Raw genomic sequence first — 17,821 nt, forward strand, 5'->3', positions numbered from 1 at the left:
AACTACTTTGCCTACTTTCAAGTTAATACTAGTCACATTTTGCTACGATCTAGTTACATCTTGTTTTCAATTTAACCTGCTGAATAATATGTATATTTTATAAAAATGAAAAGAAATTGAAAGATAAATGAGCCCGAAATGAAGGGCCTTTTATTGTTTACGAGCCAAATTGTCTTTACTAATGGATGCAAGGCCAAAGTCATGTACTAACTATTAAAACTTTAAAAGTGCATGGCGTTGGATTTGTTTACCATTAATTGAAAACAAGAGGCAGAAATGATTTTTAAATCATCAACCGTTGCTTTAATAGTTTCATCTGTATTGGCATTTTCCGCCAATGCCAGTGATGCAGAAATAGCAGGCCAGCAACCTAGTGTTGGCAACACAGCTCAGGGTGAGGAAAACATAACATCCGATGTTAAGTCGGCATATGTTAAGAAAAATGAAGAAATGGGCGTGTATTTAATTCGCTTATCCGAAAAGAGTGCAATGGATGCAAGTTACTCTTATTTAGGTGATGACCGTAGCTCGATAGTTGCAAAAGTAGAACAACAACAAGATGCAATAATCAAAACTATACGGAGCTTGGACAACTCCGCGGTATTAACACGAAAAGCTCGTTTAACAGAGAATGTACTTTATGTACAAATGAACCATAGTGTAGCTCAACAGTTAACCGACCATTTTGATGTTGTTGCTGTTGAACTGCTTAGTGAAGAACCTAACTATAGTAGTGACGATGAGTTTAAACGTTTTCCATTTTTAAATGTGAAAGATGTCGGTGACAGCATCACTGTCGCTATTGTCGGTAATGGCATTGATTATACCCACAAATCACTCGGTGGTCATGGTAATTATGACATGGCCTGGGCAAATAGAAGTAATGCTTGGGATGGTTTTCCAACCGACACTGTTATTGGTGGTTTAGATTTCTCTGCAGGCGGTGAAGGTTATCATTTCATTGATTACAATCCCATCGAAGATGCTGAAGATGAAAATGTTAAATCTGGTGCCATCCCATCAGGAACTGCCGTTGCTGCACAAATTCTAGCACAAGCCCCTGATGCAAAAATTTTATCGTATAAAACCTGGGATTGGAGTAGTGCTTATTTTTTCCCTGTTTTAGATGTAATCATTGATCCTAACCAAGATGGTGATATTAGCGACCGTCCTGAGGTAATTGTACTCAATGCTTATGGCAATGGCGCATTTTACGTTGAAGATGATACCAATGGCTCATCACCTACTCGTGAAATAAACCTGGTTCGTCGTTTAAGTGCATCTGGCGCGTTAGTGGTGGTTGGTGCTGGTCAAACATACTTTAATTCTTACTTTAACTTAGCCTGGCGTGGTGCAGTACCAGAAGCATTAACCGTTGGCTCAGTGAATATTAATGAAGACTCAATTGTCCTGTCAGAGTTTACTCCTGCGGGTCCAACCCGTGGTACCCATCAGTTAAAACCCGAAGTTGTCGCTCCTGCAGAAAATGTTACCGCGCCTCTTGCTGGAAGTAGCGACGCAACAGCTGACTTTGCTGCTCATTCAACTTATGCTGCCGCCTACGCTGCAGGAGCTGTTGCTAAAATATTAGCAAGCTACCCAGAATTAAGTCCACTTGAAGCAAAAGCGCTAGTGGCAAACACTGCCGTTGCTGAAGGTATTCAAGGTTCATCTACTTATAACGAGGAACTTGAACGTAACATTACCAACGTTGCAGAAGTACCATTTATGGGCAGTGGTTTAGTCGATGGGGACACTGCTGTAACAGCAAGTGCAGTGGTCTGGGAAACGGCGAGTTATCAACCAGGTCTTGCTTTTGGCTTTGTGGAAGCATCGAGCTCGGCCACATTAAGTCGTGACATTACCATTAGAAATTTAACCGATAAAGTACAAACCTATTCAGTTACTACATTAACGAATGGTGATAAAGCAAATAATGGCGCAGTTAGCTTCATTTATCCTGAAACCATTAATGTGCCAGCAAATCATTCGGTGGTATTTAATGTCAGCATGACACTTGATGCCTCTAAATTAACAGAAAAAGGCATGTCATCTACCGAAGACTTCACTATCGCTAATTTCACCGAAGAAAACATTAACGGCTATTTAGTGTTTACCAATAGTGATGCAGCATCTGCACAGTTGAAGATGCCTTGGCAGGTATTTCCGAAAAATGCAGAGACCTTAGTGAAAAGCAATCAAACTAATAGTTGGCAAATGCCTTATGAAGCGTTTGATTGGCAAGATCAGCTTTGGGCGGCAAATGCTAACTCTTATACCGATACACTCGATCTGACTAATGAAGGGAATGCCAGCAAAACCATTTACACTATCCCACGTATGCGTTCAGTTGATACGATCACCGAAAGCAAGGCTGGTGGGCAAGGTCACATGATCAAAAACCTCGGTGCGAGTGTTAATACCGATATGTCATGTGAAGCGGGCAGCAAATTATCAGTTGCGGTACAAATGTTTGATAAATTCGACATTCCTATGGCGGAGCATTTTGATAAAGCTGGCCATTTGTTGACTTACTTCAGTATTTTTACTCAAGAGTATGTTGATCGCATGAATGGTGATGCACAACAAATAGACATGGACCAAAACAGAACTGACAACGATATTCTCGCTTATGTTGAAGTACTCATCGACAACGATGGTAAACCACAAGTTGAATATATTGATTATAGTCAAGAATATGAATGGTGGAATCCACGTAAAAGATTTGTTAAGTCTTCTTTAGGGGCGGATGTTAGCCTTGGAGACGATACTGTTGTTGCTAATATTTGTATCGATGAGTTATACCACGGTGACATTCAGTCGGTTGATAACTGGAACGAAAATCTAGGCTGGCAGTTTGCTACTGACCGTGATGCTCGAGCTGACATTCATGAAGATATGATCCGTTACAATCCTGTGATTATGGGACGCTCTTTTACCGAAATAATTGACCATACCGGCGAATATAACTACCCTGAATGGACATACACAAACTGTGATCCAAACGGCGTTGACTGGATGGGTAACCCGTTTCCGGAAGATTACTGTATTGAAGAAGCAAAAACGTTCGTTGCCTTTCATACTGGTATCACTAAGTTAAGCGATGATGAAAATGCTGAGCTAACCTGGTCAAATAAAGTTGACTTGGCAAGTGGTGAAAGTGCGCGAGTTTCAGTGACTACTGTTGATGATTGTAACCCCAACCTGATTTGGTTCGGCACTCGTCCTCCACTTCATGAAGCCTGTCCGCCAAGTGTAATGATATTTGAACTAGGTACAGATAATACTGGATTTTCTGGTACTGAATATGGCGCTGATATTGGCGTTAAAGCAGGACAAGGTTTTAGTACTTATGAAAATGCAGAAAACGGTTCAGTAATTGGTAAGCTAGCAAGGCATGCTGTTAGATTTTTCAATGAAGATGAGCACCAGGGCCCAATCTATTTAGTCAATGCTTTACCTGGAACTCCATTTAGTGTTGCAACCGATGGCACTATTTCTGTCGCTAACAGCAGTGCTTTAGATTACGAAAAAATCAAATCTTACACTCTTAAAGTACAAGCGGATTATGGAAACCGTGATACTCAAATTGTTGATGTAGTGATTAAAATTAACAATCGCAATGATGTTGCTCCTAATGTAGTTAAAGCTCTGAGGACAATCTCAAGTTCTGTCGGTAATCAAATTAATACTTCAGTAGCAGATGCATTTAGTGATGCAGAAGGTGACGGTATTACTTTTAGCGCAAACAATTTGCCACAAGGGATCGTTATTGATAGAGCAGGGTTGATTTCAGGCGTATTAACTCAAACAGGTAACTATGAAGCTACCGTTGTTGCAACCGATGGTATCAATTCAACAAATGTCCAAATGAGCTTTAACGTAACAGGATCTACAGATACTGCACCTGTAGATAACACTCCAATAGAAAACACACCAGTGGAAACTCTTCCTGTAGAAAATACACCGACTGATGATGTTAAAAAATCATCAAACAGTGGTGGTAGCACCAGCGCGTTCTTCATCTTGCTTGCTGGTATGTCGTTCATTAATCGTCGTGTATTTAAGTAATACTGAGTCATTAAAATTGAGAGGTAAGCGCCTCTCAAAGAGGAATTTATTGTGAATTTTAAATTAAATAAACTAGCGTTAGCTCTACCAATGAGCTTAGTGACTTTAGGGGCAGTAGCTGCGATATCAGCTGATGACATTCCTAGAGTTGAAGTAAATAAAGCGCAAAAAAATGCAATGTTAAAGGCAAGCAAAAAAACATTTGATAATCACTACTTCGTATTATTAGAAGATGAGCCCGTTGCACTATATCAAGGCGGAATAAAAGGTTTTAAAGCAACCAACGTTGCCGCATCAAATGGTGTAAACGCTAATCAGAAAGGTAAGTTAAACTTAAAAAGCTCAGCTTCAGTGGTTTATGGAGATTATCTTGCTATTAAGCAAAATGAAGCGTTTAGCAAAATCAAAACAGTACTAAAACGTGATGTGGTTTTGCAGGATAGATTTAAAGTTGCCCTAAATGGTTTAGTCATGCAACTGCAACCGAATGAAGCTTTGGCTCTTCGTAAAATCCCTGGTGTACTGGCGGTTGAAAAAGAAGAAGCGCATCAACTATTAACAGACGTTGGTCCACAGCATGTTGGTGCTCCTAGTATTTGGGAAAACCCCGATGTTGAAGGTTCAAAAGGCGAAGGTTTGATCATTGGTGTAATGGATACCGGTATTTCTTCTTATACATCAAAAGGCTGGTCTGCTGCAGATTTTGATAACAAAGAATTTCATCCATCTTTTGCCGATGTTGGTGTCGACGGCTACGACCATACTAACCCTAACGGCGAAGGTGTGTATTTTGGTGACTGTGTTGATTCACCGCACTGGTGTAACGATAAAGTTATTGGTGTGATCTCTTACGATGGCATGAAAACATCTGCGTTATGGGATCTGAGATCTGAAACCGGGCAAGATGATCACGGCCATGGCACCCATGTTGCTTCAACGATTGCCGGTAACCGTGTTGATAATGTGAACTATCCAACCGTTTATCCAGATATGGAGTCGCAATGGGATCATAAGTATTACACGTCTGAAACTGCTGTTTCTATCAGTGGTGTTGCACCGCATGCCAATATCATTTCGTATAAAACTTGTTCGGTAGAAGGCTGTGCACCAAGTGCTGCCGTAGCTTCTATAGAACATGCGATTGCGAATGGTGTTGATGTATTAAACTACTCGGTTGGTGGTGGTGCTTCTTCTCCCTGGTTTACTTCTGATGCCTTAGCATTTTTATCGGCCCGAGAAGCTGGTATTCATACTGCGGTGGCTGCAGGTAATTCAGGACAAGAAGGTGAAAAAACTGTTGGCTCTCCAGGCAATTCACCTTGGGTTACTACGGTTGCTGCATTAAGTCATTCTCGTGATTTTACTGAAGAGAAAACGGCAAGTTTTGCTGGCGGTGTGGCAGCTCTTGAAAATTTAGTTGGTAAAGGCGGAACTTCTGGCATCACGACATTAACAGATATTGTTTACGCTGGTGATATAGAAGATCCAATGGAGGCAGAGCTTGCCGGTGGTGTTGGCTATTGTGGTGAGTATTCATTGCCAGATTATTGGGATATGGAATCGATTGAAGGCAAAGTTGTTATTTGTCGACGTGGTGGTGTTGATGCCGATGGTCAACCACAAACTCGCCTTGCAAAAGGTGGCTCGGCTAAAAATGCAAAAGCAGCAGGGATGATTTTCATAAACTCAGATGAAGATCTCGATAATGTTGAAAATGATTTGCATGTACTACCAACAGTTCATTTAAATAAGGCTGATGGTGAGAAGTTATTGGCCTGGCTAGCTGAAGGTGAAGGGCATCAAGTTTCTTTTAGCGATTCTGAGTTAGTGCTTAATAATGATAAAGCTGATATTACTGCAGATTTCACTTCTCGTGGGCCTGATTATTTCACCGGAGATTATCTAATTCCTGATGTTGGCGCTCCGGGAGTTGATATTTTAGCTGGGGGCCTTGGCGATGGTATGCAAAGCAATGATTCCAAGGTTTGGGAAAAAGTAAATGGTGAATTCCGTTTCATGAGTGGCACATCAATGGCAACGCCTCATATTGCTGGCATGTACTTGTTAATGAAAGCCGCGCAACCAAACTGGACACCAGCAGAAGCACAATCAGCGTTAATGATGACTGCGTTTACTGATGTGAAAGAAGACGATGACCTTGATGGAATAGCTAATCGCGCCGATATGCACAGAACCGGTTCAGGTAGTGCGCGTGTTAACTTAGCGGTAAATGCTGGTTTAGTGATGAACGAAACACGTGCAGGCTATGAAGCTGCAAACCCTTCTGCTGAAAAGCTTGGTATAAGTGATTCTATTGCTGGTTGGCATGGTCAACCTCATCAAATGAACATGCCAAGTTTATCAAAAGGTGAATGCTTACTCGATTGTAGCTGGACTCGTACTTTTAAAGCGACAAAAGCTGCTACTTGGACGGTAACTTTTGAGTATTACAATGAAGGGTTTAGTTTAACAAGTGATACAACACAGTTTACCGTTACTGCTGGGGAAGAAGTTGAAGTTAACTTTAGCGCAAAAGCATTACAGGGATTAGATGGTGAATGGGCTAATGCTCGAGTAGTCTTAACGCCAGATGATGTTTCAATACCAGTGCAAACTCTACCGGTAACGGTTAATTTTATTGCTGGTATGGCGCCTGATGAAGTCGATGTTACAGCAAATCGTAATAATGACTCTGTTGGAGTTGATGGTATTGTGACAATTGGCTCTGATGATCTTCAAATGAGCAAATCAGGCATTGCTAAAGCCGATATTTATGAATTTGAATTAATGCGCGATGCGACTAATCAAACTATCTACCATTGGGATGATGCCGATAGTCAAACGATTCATGCTATTCCATTAAATATTCAAGCGGATTCTAAGCGTTTAGTCGTTGAGGTGCTTAATACGTCTTCGCCAGATCTTGATATTTATGTTGGTATCGATTCAGACTTAGATGGAGAGCCTTCTGTTGTTGAAATGGGATTAATGCCATGGATGAGTGCGACAGAAACCTCATATGAATTGATTGATGAAATAAGTCCTCGACCAGATACTTATTGGGTACTGGTTCATAACTGGGCTGAAGGTCCTGCACCATTAGCAGATAACGAAATGGTATGCGCTGAAGGCCAACAGGCTGACGAAGGTATGGTCTGTGCAGAAGCACCAATCATGGACAATGTTAAACTCTCTATTACGAACGTAAAGTACGATGAAGATAATATGTCTGTCGATATACCAGTCGCTGTTGAACCTCGAGCGCAAGTTTCTACTCGCCTAGGTTGGGATCAAGTAATGACTGAAGGTGATATTTACCATGGCGTTTTCTGGTTGGGCACATCCGCAGAGCTGGATAAAAACATTGGTGCAGTGCGCGTAAATATGACCCGCGGTGAGGATGATATAAAAGTTAGTGAACCAGTAATTAATGACGATAAACTTACCTTTTCAGTAAGGGTTGCAGCTAATAATAGTGTTGAAGATGTAGATTATGACTTTAATATGACGCTGGCTGATAATGTAACTGTAGATCTGATGCTAAAGGATGATGTTGTTGCTGGTGTAGCGATGAAATTAAATACAGATGAACTGGCATATAAAACCTCTGCTAATGAGCTTTCATGGTCTCACACACAAGCTGCAGGCTCTAATGCATTAGCGTTTAATATTGTATTAGATACATCTAATGTTGAAGGTATTATTGATACAACCCCTGTGATTGAGTCGTCAAAAAGCTCAAGCGAAATTACAGAGATAAAATCAACAGAACCTGTATTTGTTTCTGGGCGTCCTATAGTTACAGCTAACTCTTCAGCAGAAACGGTAGCTTCTGGTGAAATGGTTTCAATAACTGCTATTACCGTTGATGCAGTGATAGAAAGTCCTGAAATGTCATATAAATGGCATCAAACCCTTGGTCCTGTTGCTAGCCTATCCAGCGAAAGTAATGTTGTAAGCTTTATCGCGCCAGAGGTCATCAACAGCGAAGTGGTTAAGTTTGAATTAATTGCTTTTAACGGCCATAAATATAGTTTACCGACTGAAGTTGTTATGACTGTAGAGCCTAAGGTTGAAGAAGAACCTATTATTAAAGATGATGTTCTTGGCTGTACTTATGCTGAAGCAAAAAACTTTAACCCTGACGCAACTCAAGATAATGGTAGCTGTGAGTACCCAGTAACACCTACACCAACCCCTGATGTTATTGAGCCTGATGAAAAAAGCTCAGGCGGTTCAACTAGTTTAGGGTTCTTAATGTTATCTGCTTTTGGCTTGATGTTAGGTCGTCGTAAGTAATTTATTAAGTTCTCTTTTAAAATGTAATTAGGCTCCTTAACTGGAGCCTTTTTATTGGGCAACGATGTGCTTGTATCCGTTAGCCAAATTGATTTATATAATACCGGTTTATGCCAATTATCCAGTTACACTTCGCTACAACATGAACTTTAGCTTTAGCAACATTGAATTCATCCTTTGGCAATGGCTTGATAAGGTGTTACATGTACAATATTGTTGCCATGTTTATATCTTTGAGCGCCTTGCAAATATAAATTTTGGAGATAATATGTCTGCCTTAATATGAATACTTTTTTACTGAAAATGACAGGTTAAAGCACTTAATTTTATGATTTCACTTCCGTTTCAAAAATATAGTATCGGCCAATGCATAATTAACTGCGATGATATGTCTCTTAGCTATGCAGGTAATAGCATTAACTTGCCTGTTAAAGTGTTTGAGTTTTTAAAATTACTCATTATTCATGCAGAACAAACTGTTACCAAGGAAATGGCGATAGAACAAGTATGGCTAGGCAATATTGAAGTTGGCAAACGTGGTGCCGGAAACGCTATTTGGGCGTTACGCAAAGCATTTACTGAACTAGGGCTTGATCATGAAGTGACATTTAAAACCATCACCAAAGTTGGTTATCAATTACTAATTAAGCCACAAGGCATTGAAGCGGCAATTGTAACGACTTCTGAATTGCCTTTAGCGACAAGCTCAACAACCCGTCGTAAGAAGGTTGTAATTGTGACTCTGGTAATCTTGTTTATATCAGTACTCCTTTCGCTGCTTGAAGTTGAGAATCAAGCAGTCGTGAATGAAACTAAAAAAGTACAAAGAATTACCAGTTTGGAAGGGATAGAAGAGCATCCGAGTGTTTCTCCCGATGGCCATTACATGGCCTTTTTATGGAGAGCACACCTCAAGAAAAACCAAATATATATTAAAGATTTAACGGATGATGATGCACCTCTTCGTTTGATCAGCAAGGTTGCAAACGATCAGTCCTCGCCGAGTTGGTCTCCAGATGGTCAAAATATTGCCTATTTAAATGTTGATGAACAAGGCCAGTGTAGTGTCCATGTTCTTGAGCTGATTACTTTTATTGATAAAGAAATAACCAAAAACTGTGTAAAGTCTGGTTATTTAAATAATTTAGATTGGTCAAAAGATGGCAGTAAAATTGCTTTTTCTCGTTCGCTTGGCGATAGAATTGCGATATTTAGCTACCATGTGCAAAGCAAACAGGAAATACAACTCACTAAACCTAATGCCAGTGAGGAAGATACGTTAATGCGTTGGCATGCTGATAACCATACTCTGGCATTTGTTCGCTCAACCGAATTGCATGCAGAAATTCACTCTATCATAGATGATAGAGAGCAAACTTTAGTAAAAGATAAAGAAGTTATACTGGCGTTGGCTTGGGATAGAGGAGGAGAAAACCTGTATTTCAACTCCATGGAAGAAGGCTCATTTGTAATTCAAAAGTATAATTTGAATTACAAAACTCTTGAATCATTTCACCAAGATAATGAAATTCATAGTTTATCTGTTAATGACACAACAGATGAAGTGTTTTATACACGTCATGTTGCACAAGAGTCTATTGCGGTGCATTCATTAGAAGGTGGTAGATTACTTGAAAATATACAATCATCTTCGCGAGATATGTTTGGCCAGGTAGTACCAACAACATCCAATATTCTATTTCTTTCTAACCGGAGTGGTAATTGGGAAGTTTGGTTAAAGCAAGCAGATAAAAACATTCAGTTAACCCAGTCGAAAATACATGGTCTGGTATCGATTCCTGCAGTGTCGCCCATATTCGATCAATTTGTCATTGCCATGCGCCGACCAAATGCGCAACATCACAGCTTACATATTGTTGAACTACCATCGGGTAATCAACAGAAACTGCTAGACATTGACGGCGATGTTCGCAATCCATCCTATTCTGCTGATGGTAAACGGTTATATTTTTCAGCAAAAATTTCCGGTAAATGGGCAATATATCGATACACCTTTATTTCTGAAAAATTAGAGCAGGTGAGCGAAGGCAATGGTAAATATGCTGTTGAAGATGATGATGGAGGGATCTTTTTTACTAAAGATAATACCAGAGGGATTTTTCACCTTTCAGCAGATAGACACGAAACGTTAATTACCACAAAACTTTCTGATTTAGACTGGGGCAGCCTATTTTATAAAAATAAGACTTTGTATTATATCAAGCGAACTGAAAAGGCTGACTTTATTATCGCTCGCGACGGCTCTGGTAGCGAAGTAGAATTGATGACGTTGCCGCCAATTACTATTCGTAATGGCATGGGTATTTCACCGGGCGTGAATGACTCTATAATTTTTACTCTGCAAGGCATTAATGACTCAGATATTTATAAGATATCAATAAAATAAAATGCATATAGATAAATAAAAACTAGAAAACCTGCAGGTTTTGCAGGTTTTCTAGTTTAAAAACTTATAAAGCTTTCTAGCTTGGAACTAGATTTTCGGTATTACAATTTTTCTATCATCAGATTGACGATAGATGGCCAATACTTTGCCTATCGCTTGAACTTGAATTGAGTTAGTTTCTCTAAGAATAGCGTCAATGATTAATTGCTTTACTTCACGGTCAGTCGTATTTATTTTTACTTTAATTAATTCATGGTGGCCTAGGGCGTAGTCTATTTCAGCAACTACAGCTTCGGTAAGACCATTATTTCCTAATAACACCACTGGTTTTAAAGAGTGAGCAATGCTTTTAAGGTGCTGAATTTGTTTTTTTGATAGATTCATTTAAAAAATTTCTGTTAAGTTACTTGAATTCTATATATTTTAACGCCATCTTGTCATTAATACTAATTTATATCTGAACTTTTATGAGTAAAGCAAATAAATCAAGAACAGTAAGCTCTCAACGCTGGATGAAAGAACACTTTGACGACGAGTATGTAAAGAAAGCGCAAAAACTGGGTTTACGTTCACGGGCGGTGTTTAAAATTGAAGAAATTAACAACAAAGACAAGCTGATTAAAAAAGGCATGAATGTTGTCGATTTAGGCGCTGCCCCAGGTGGTTGGTCAGAGTACGCAGTGAAGGCCGTAGGAGACAATGGACAAGTGATAGCTTGTGATATATTACCTATGGAATCTTTACCAGGAGTGGCATTTTTACAAGGCGATTTTCGTGAAGATGCAGTTTTAGACACACTACTAGCTAAAATTGATGGTCGTAATGTTGATGTTGTTATGTCTGATATGGCGCAAAATTTCAGTGGTAATGAGTCAACCGACCAACCTAAAAATATGTATTTGGTGGAACTGGCGCTAGACATGTGTCATCAAGTATTAAAGAAAAACGGCAGTTTTGTTGTCAAAGTTTTTCAAGGGGCAGGGTTCGAGCAATACATGAAAGATGTTCGAGCTTGCTTTAATGTAGTTAAAACCCGTAAACCAGAATCTTCTCGAGCACGTTCAAGAGAAGTGTATATTGTAGCTACTGGTTACAAACTGTAGTAGAGTTACGTAAGAAAAGGCCTATAATAGAGGTCTAATACTTATATAAGTCATCGCAGCATTTTTTTAACAAGAGGTCCTCAAGTTGAGCGATATGGTAAAGAATCTTATTTTATGGTTAGTAATAGCCATTGTTTTAATGTCAGTATTTCAAAGTTTTACTCCAGGCACTGCCGCGGGGAGCAAACTCGATTACACTAAATTTATTAACGAAATTCATCAAGGACAGGTTGCTGAAGTTCGAATTGAAACTGACGGCGTTATTAATGGTACCAAACGTAATGGTCAAACCTTTACTACCTTGATACCTACTGCTTATGACAAAGACTTATTAAGCGATTTAATTGCGAACAATGTAAAAGTTGAAGGTGTACCAGAAGAAGAGCCTAGCTTATTAGCTAGCATTTTCGTCAACTGGTTCCCAATGTTGTTGCTTATTGGTATTTGGATTTTCTTCATGCGTCAAATGCAAGGTGGTGGCGGCAAAGGCGCAATGAGCTTTGGTAAATCAAAAGCCCGTCTGTTATCAGATGATCAAATTAAAACCACTTTTGCCGATGTTGCGGGTTGTGATGAAGCGAAAGAAGAAGTAGCTGAATTAGTTGATTACTTACGTGACCCGTCAAAATTTCAAAAATTGGGTGGCCGTATTCCTTCCGGTGTTTTAATGGTTGGTCAACCGGGTACAGGTAAAACCTTATTGGCAAAAGCCATTGCCGGTGAAGCAAAAGTACCATTCTTCGCAATTTCAGGTTCTGACTTTGTTGAAATGTTTGTTGGTGTTGGTGCATCACGTGTTCGTGATATGTTTGAACAAGCGAAAAAATCTTCGCCTTGTATCATTTTTATTGATGAAATCGATGCCGTAGGTCGCCAGCGTGGTGCCGGTTTAGGTGGTGGTCATGATGAACGTGAACAAACACTTAACCAAATGCTGGTTGAAATGGATGGTTTTGAAGGCAATGAAGGCGTAATCGTTATTGCTGCTACTAACCGTCCAGACGTATTAGATCCTGCCTTACTTCGCCCTGGTCGTTTTGACCGTCAAGTAACGGTTGGTTTACCTGATATACGTGGTCGTGAACAAATTTTAAAAGTTCATATGCGAAAAGTACCTTTAGGTGATGATGTTGATGCTGCTGTAATTGCTCGTGGTACGCCTGGTTTCTCTGGTGCTGACTTAGCAAACTTGGTAAACGAAGCTGCATTATTTGCTGCTCGTACCAGCCGTCGTTTAGTCTCTATGGTTGAATTTGATAAAGCTAAAGACAAAATCATGATGGGCGCAGAACGTCGTTCTATGGTGATGAGCGAAGAAGAAAAAGAAATGACTGCTTATCATGAAGCAGGACATGCCATTGTTGGCCGTTTAGTACCTGAACATGATCCAGTATACAAAGTAAGTATTATTCCTCGTGGCCGTGCTTTAGGTGTCACTATGTACTTACCAGAAAAAGACCGAGTCAGTCATTCTAAACTGCATTTAGAAAGTATGATCTCATCACTTTACGGTGGCCGTATTGCTGAAGAAGTAATTTACGGTAGCGACAGAGTTTCAACCGGTGCGTCAAATGATATTGAACGTGCCACTGAAATTGCTCGTAAAATGGTAACTCAATGGGGTTTATCTGAAAAAATGGGCCCTATGCTTTATGCTGAAGAAGAAGGAGAAGTGTTCTTAGGCCGAAGTGCTGCGAAAACCAAGCATATGTCAGATGACACGGCAAAAGAGATTGATGAAGAAGTTCGAACTTTCATTGAACGTAACTACAAACGTGCTGAAGATATCTTAAAGAACAATATGGATATTTTGCATGCGATGAAAGATGCATTAATGACTTATGAAACAATTGATGCATGGCAAATTGATGATCTTATGGCTCGTACGACAGTTCGAGCACCAAAAGGTTATGGTGATGAAAAGCCTAGCGACACACCACCAAGTTCAACATCATCTACCCCTGATGTGAATAAACCTGCAGACGAAACGTCGAGCTAAACATAACTGATAAAATAATTAGTTAGTATTAGAAACCCGCTATTTAGCGGGTTTCTTGTTTTTAGGAATTAGCAATTAGAAACGAGAAGAATAGAAACGAACAACATAAAGTGCGGAGTGATCCCAACCTCTTGAATCCGAATACCCATTTCTTGAATCCGAATACCCATTTCCTGAATCCGTGTACTCACTTCCTGAATTTATTTCAGGATCTAACTATTTAACTGTATTAAACTTTTTAGCTCTTTTATAATACGGGTCAAATTAAAGGCCAGCGTGTATCTAACTTCCTATTTATATGAATAAGACTGCAAACATTATTAAATTTGGTACAAAACAATTAGACCTTAGTGAAGTACAGATCATGGGGATTTTAAACGTAACCCCTGACTCCTTTTCAGATGGTGGCAACTTTAATAATATCGACCATGCAATTAAACAAGTACAAACAATGGTAAATGATGGTGCAACCATCATTGATATAGGCGGAGAGTCGACTCGACCTGGTGCTGTCGATGTTGAACTGCAAGAAGAGTTAGATAGAGTTATCCCTGTCATTGAGGCGATAACTGAACGCTTTGATACGGTTATCTCAATAGATACCAGTAAAGCAGAAGTGATGCAGGCTGCAATAGTCAGTGGTGCAGGCTTAATTAACGATGTTAGGGCATTACAAAACGAAGGTTGCCTTGATGTTGTTGCCAAATCAGATTTACCTGTTTGCTTAATGCACATGCAAGGCATGCCAAGAACCATGCAATCAGCACCGCACTACATTGATGTTGTGCAAGACGTGATGAGGTTTTTCCAACAACGCATACAGGTATGTGAGCAAGCGGGAATAAAAAAACAGCGAATCATACTCGATCCGGGCTATGGTTTTGGTAAAACCTTAGAGCAAAACTACCAGTTATTAGCAAATCAAAGCCAGTTACTACAAGTGGGTTTACCCATTCTTGCCGGTTTATCAAGAAAATCAATGATTGGTAATTTACTCAACTGTTCAGTTGAGCAACGTTTAGCCGGTAGTTTATCTGCAGCTGTTCTTGCCGCATTAAATGGTGCTAAAATAATACGAGTTCATGATGTAAAAGAAACTGTTGATGCCGTTAAGGTTTTTAATGCAATGGTTGCTCAAATTAATAATTAAACACGAAGGGAGTTTATTTACGTGTCGAGAAAATACTTTGGAACAGATGGTGTACGTGGTTTAGTTGGCAAAGATCCAATTTCGCCTAAATTTGTAATGAAATTAGGCTGGGCTGCCGGTAAGGTATTAGCAACCCGTGGCACTAAAAAAGTATTAATAGGTAAAGATACCCGTATATCTGGCTATATGCTTGAATCAGCCTTAGAAGCCGGTTTTTCTGCGGCTGGAATAGATATTGGCTTAATGGGCCCTATGCCAACACCTGCTGTAGCATATTTAACGAAAACGTTTCGCGCAGAAGCCGGTATTGTGATCAGTGCCTCACATAATCCATTTTACGATAATGGCATAAAATTCTTTTCAACGACCGGTGAAAAGCTTCCTGATGAAGTTGAGCACGCCATTGAAGCGATGATTGATGAAGAAATGGATTGTGTTCACTCTGCTAAATTAGGCAAAGCAGTTCGCATTGATGACGCCGCTGGACGTTACATTGAATTTTGTAAAAGTAACTTCCCGTCAGAGTACTCATTAAATGGCATGAAAATTGTTGTCGATTGTGCCAATGGCGCAACTTATCATATTGCTCCAAGTGTGTTTCGCGAATTAGGTGCAGAAGTTATCGAATTTGCTTGTGAACCAAATGGTACAAACATCAATGATGATTGTGGTGCTACCTCAATGACCAATATTTCAAAGTTGGTACTTAAAGAACAAGCCGACCTGGGTATTGCACTTGATGGTGATGGCGATCGCTTAATGATGGTTGACCAAAACGGTGATGTCATTGATGGTGATGAAATCATCTATATCATCGCTAAAAATGCCCAACAACAAGGCAAGCTTAAAGGTGGCGTTGTTGGTACTTTAATGAGCAATATGGGTTTAGAACTTGCGTTAAAGGACTTGGGTATCGATTTTAGCCGAGCCAAAGTTGGCGACCGCTATGTCATGGAACAATTAAAAGCTAAAGGCTGGCAATTAGGCGCAGAAAACTCTGGCCATATCATCAACCTTAATTGCACCTCAACCGGTGACGGTATTATTGCCGCTTTAAATGTACTTGAAGCCCTCTGCCAATCGGGCAAAACGTTAACCCAGCTACGTACTGGTATGACTATGTTGCCGCAAATTCTTGTTAATGTTCGTTTTAGCGGTAAAACCGACCCGCTTAATGACGATGCGGTTAAGCAAAGTGTTATTGATGTTGAAAATGAGTTAGCAGGGACTGGTCGAGTGTTATTGCGCAAATCAGGCACGGAGCCTCTTATTCGGGTGATGGTTGAAGGTCCTGAGATGGATGAAGTGGCACGTTTAGCAAACATTATTGCCGATCAGGTTAAAGCTGTTGATGCACAACATTAATCTAATATAGTTCGATTAGTTGCTGTAAAAATAAGCAAAAAAACGGCTTGCTAATTTAATCTCTTGTAACTTAGCTTTGAGTTCGATAATATCTCGCCGTTTTATTAAGGGAAATACTATGAGTAGACAAACAATAGTTGCCGCTAATTGGAAAATGAATGGTAATGCAGAGCTTGCAGCACAAATGTGTCGTGGCTTAAATGATGAAGAGTTTAATGCTAATCATCAAGTGGTTATTTGCCCTCCAGCTCCTTATTTAGCTTTAATAAGAGCAAATATTAGCAACAGCCAAATTGCTTGTGGCGCCCAAAATATTAATGAAAATGAAAAAGGTGCCTTTACCGGTGAGATTTCAGCTTTAATGCTGAATGATTTACAGGTACAATACGTGATTGTTGGTCATTCTGAACGTCGCGCGATGTTTCAAGACAGTTCAGAGCTTGTTACTGAAAAAATTGCTTATGCTCTAGCGAGTGGTTTAACGCCAATTTTATGTATTGGTGAAACCCTTAAAGAACGTGAGAATGGTCAGACAGAAGCTAGACTTAGTTATCAACTTGCACCAGTCATTGCTAAAGTTGGCATTGAAAGTTTTAAAAATATAGTTGTTGCCTACGAGCCTGTTTGGGCTATCGGAACTGGTAAAACTGCATCTGCTGAGATTGCTCAGCAAACCCATGAGTTTATTCGTAACTACTTAGCTAGTTTTGATGCTGATGTAGCACAACAAGTACCGCTACTTTATGGTGGTAGTGTTAATGCGAAAAACTGTGAAGAATTATTTGCTCAAGCTGATATCGACGGTGGTCTGATAGGCGGTGCGAGTTTAAACGTTGAAGAATTTAAAAAAATCTGCCAAGCAGTATAGGATTTAGAAATAATGTTGTATCAAATATTAATCGTTGCTTATTTAATTATCGCACTTATCTTAGTTGGGTTTATCTTAATCCAGCAAGGTAAAGGTGCAGACATGGGCGCTTCATTTGGCGCGGGTTCATCAGCAACTATCTTTGGTTCAAGTGGTTCTGGTAACTTCATGACTAAAACTACTGGTATTCTTGCCACACTGTTTTTCGTATTAAGCTTATTTTTAGGTAACCTTACTGCACAGCGCACTAAAGCGACTGAAGAGTGGAGTAACTTAGGCGGCGCCGAGCAAACTGAAAGTGTTGCCCCTGCTACTGACGTACCAGTAAGCGAAGATCAAAAAGAAAGCGACGTACCAAACTAAACCATCGCTCCTCTAAAAAATTAGCGTATGTGGTGGAATTGGTAGACACGCAGCCTTGAGGGGGCTGTGCTTCACGGCGTGAGAGTTCGAGTCTCTCCATACGCACCAAAACAAGGTTCTTTAAGAACCAATAAAGACCAGAGTAACCTTTAGAAGTAAGGTGCTCTGGTTTTTTTATGTCCCAAGCTATTTCATA

At 39.9% G+C, this 17,821-nt stretch carries 10 protein-coding genes and 1 tRNA gene; 10 read left to right on the forward strand and 1 reads right to left on the reverse strand.

The features are described 5' to 3' along the window. The first annotated feature begins 276 nt into the window (after window positions 1-276). The 3 genes from RI844_RS01310 to RI844_RS01320 all read left to right on the forward strand — a co-directional run bounded on the left by RI844_RS01310 (window position 277) and on the right by RI844_RS01320 (window position 10,777). The gene (locus RI844_RS01310) at window positions 277-4,071 is read left to right on the forward strand and encodes a S8 family serine peptidase (RefSeq protein ID WP_348396680.1); all 3,795 of its coding nucleotides are present in this window, start codon (window positions 277-279) and stop codon (window positions 4,069-4,071) included. A 51-nt stretch (window positions 4,072-4,122) separates the two neighbouring features. Next, window positions 4,123-8,370, forward strand: a complete 4,248-nt coding sequence (locus tag RI844_RS01315) for a S8 family serine peptidase (protein WP_348396681.1) — start codon at window positions 4,123-4,125, stop codon at window positions 8,368-8,370. A gap of 388 nt (window positions 8,371-8,758) precedes the next feature. Beyond that, complete coding sequence (locus RI844_RS01320) at window positions 8,759-10,777, forward strand: winged helix-turn-helix domain-containing protein (RefSeq protein WP_348396682.1); 2,019 nt, start codon at window positions 8,759-8,761, stop codon at window positions 10,775-10,777. 87 nt (window positions 10,778-10,864) lie between these two features. On the opposite strand, the gene yhbY is transcribed toward RI844_RS01320, so the two are convergent. Continuing rightward, window positions 10,865-11,161 (reverse strand): ribosome assembly RNA-binding protein YhbY, encoded by a 297-nt coding sequence (gene yhbY / locus RI844_RS01325; RefSeq protein WP_348396683.1) that lies wholly within the window; start codon window positions 11,159-11,161, stop codon window positions 10,865-10,867. A gap of 83 nt (window positions 11,162-11,244) precedes the next feature. Between yhbY and rlmE the strand changes: the two genes are divergently transcribed. The 7 genes from rlmE (at window position 11,245) to RI844_RS01360 (ending at window position 17,733) form a co-directional block, all read left to right on the forward strand. After that, window positions 11,245-11,880, forward strand: a complete 636-nt coding sequence (gene rlmE / locus RI844_RS01330) for a 23S rRNA (uridine(2552)-2'-O)-methyltransferase RlmE (protein ID WP_348396684.1) — start codon at window positions 11,245-11,247, stop codon at window positions 11,878-11,880. An 85-nt stretch (window positions 11,881-11,965) separates the two neighbouring features. Next, window positions 11,966-13,879: an ATP-dependent zinc metalloprotease FtsH gene (ftsH, locus tag RI844_RS01335; RefSeq protein ID WP_348396685.1), complete on the forward strand. Its 1,914-nt coding sequence runs from the start codon at window positions 11,966-11,968 to the stop codon at window positions 13,877-13,879. Between the two features lie 319 nt (window positions 13,880-14,198). After that, window positions 14,199-15,029, forward strand: coding sequence for a dihydropteroate synthase (gene folP, locus RI844_RS01340; RefSeq protein WP_348398296.1), 831 nt, complete (start codon window positions 14,199-14,201; stop codon window positions 15,027-15,029). Between the two features lie 21 nt (window positions 15,030-15,050). Then, on the forward strand, window positions 15,051-16,394 hold the full coding sequence (gene glmM, locus RI844_RS01345; RefSeq protein ID WP_348396686.1) for a phosphoglucosamine mutase: 1,344 nt from the start codon (window positions 15,051-15,053) through the stop codon (window positions 16,392-16,394). Between the two features lie 118 nt (window positions 16,395-16,512). Next, on the forward strand, window positions 16,513-17,262 hold the full coding sequence (tpiA, locus tag RI844_RS01350; protein ID WP_348396687.1) for a triose-phosphate isomerase: 750 nt from the start codon (window positions 16,513-16,515) through the stop codon (window positions 17,260-17,262). A 15-nt stretch (window positions 17,263-17,277) separates the two neighbouring features. Continuing rightward, complete coding sequence (gene secG / locus RI844_RS01355; protein ID WP_348398297.1) at window positions 17,278-17,625, forward strand: preprotein translocase subunit SecG; 348 nt, start codon at window positions 17,278-17,280, stop codon at window positions 17,623-17,625. A 23-nt stretch (window positions 17,626-17,648) separates the two neighbouring features. After that, window positions 17,649-17,733 (forward strand) — tRNA-Leu (locus RI844_RS01360). The last annotated feature ends 88 nt before the right edge of the window (window positions 17,734-17,821 follow it).

It is taken from the genome of Thalassotalea fonticola (assembly GCF_032911225.1).
Lineage (GTDB): Bacteria > Pseudomonadota > Gammaproteobacteria > Enterobacterales > Alteromonadaceae > Thalassotalea_A > Thalassotalea_A fonticola.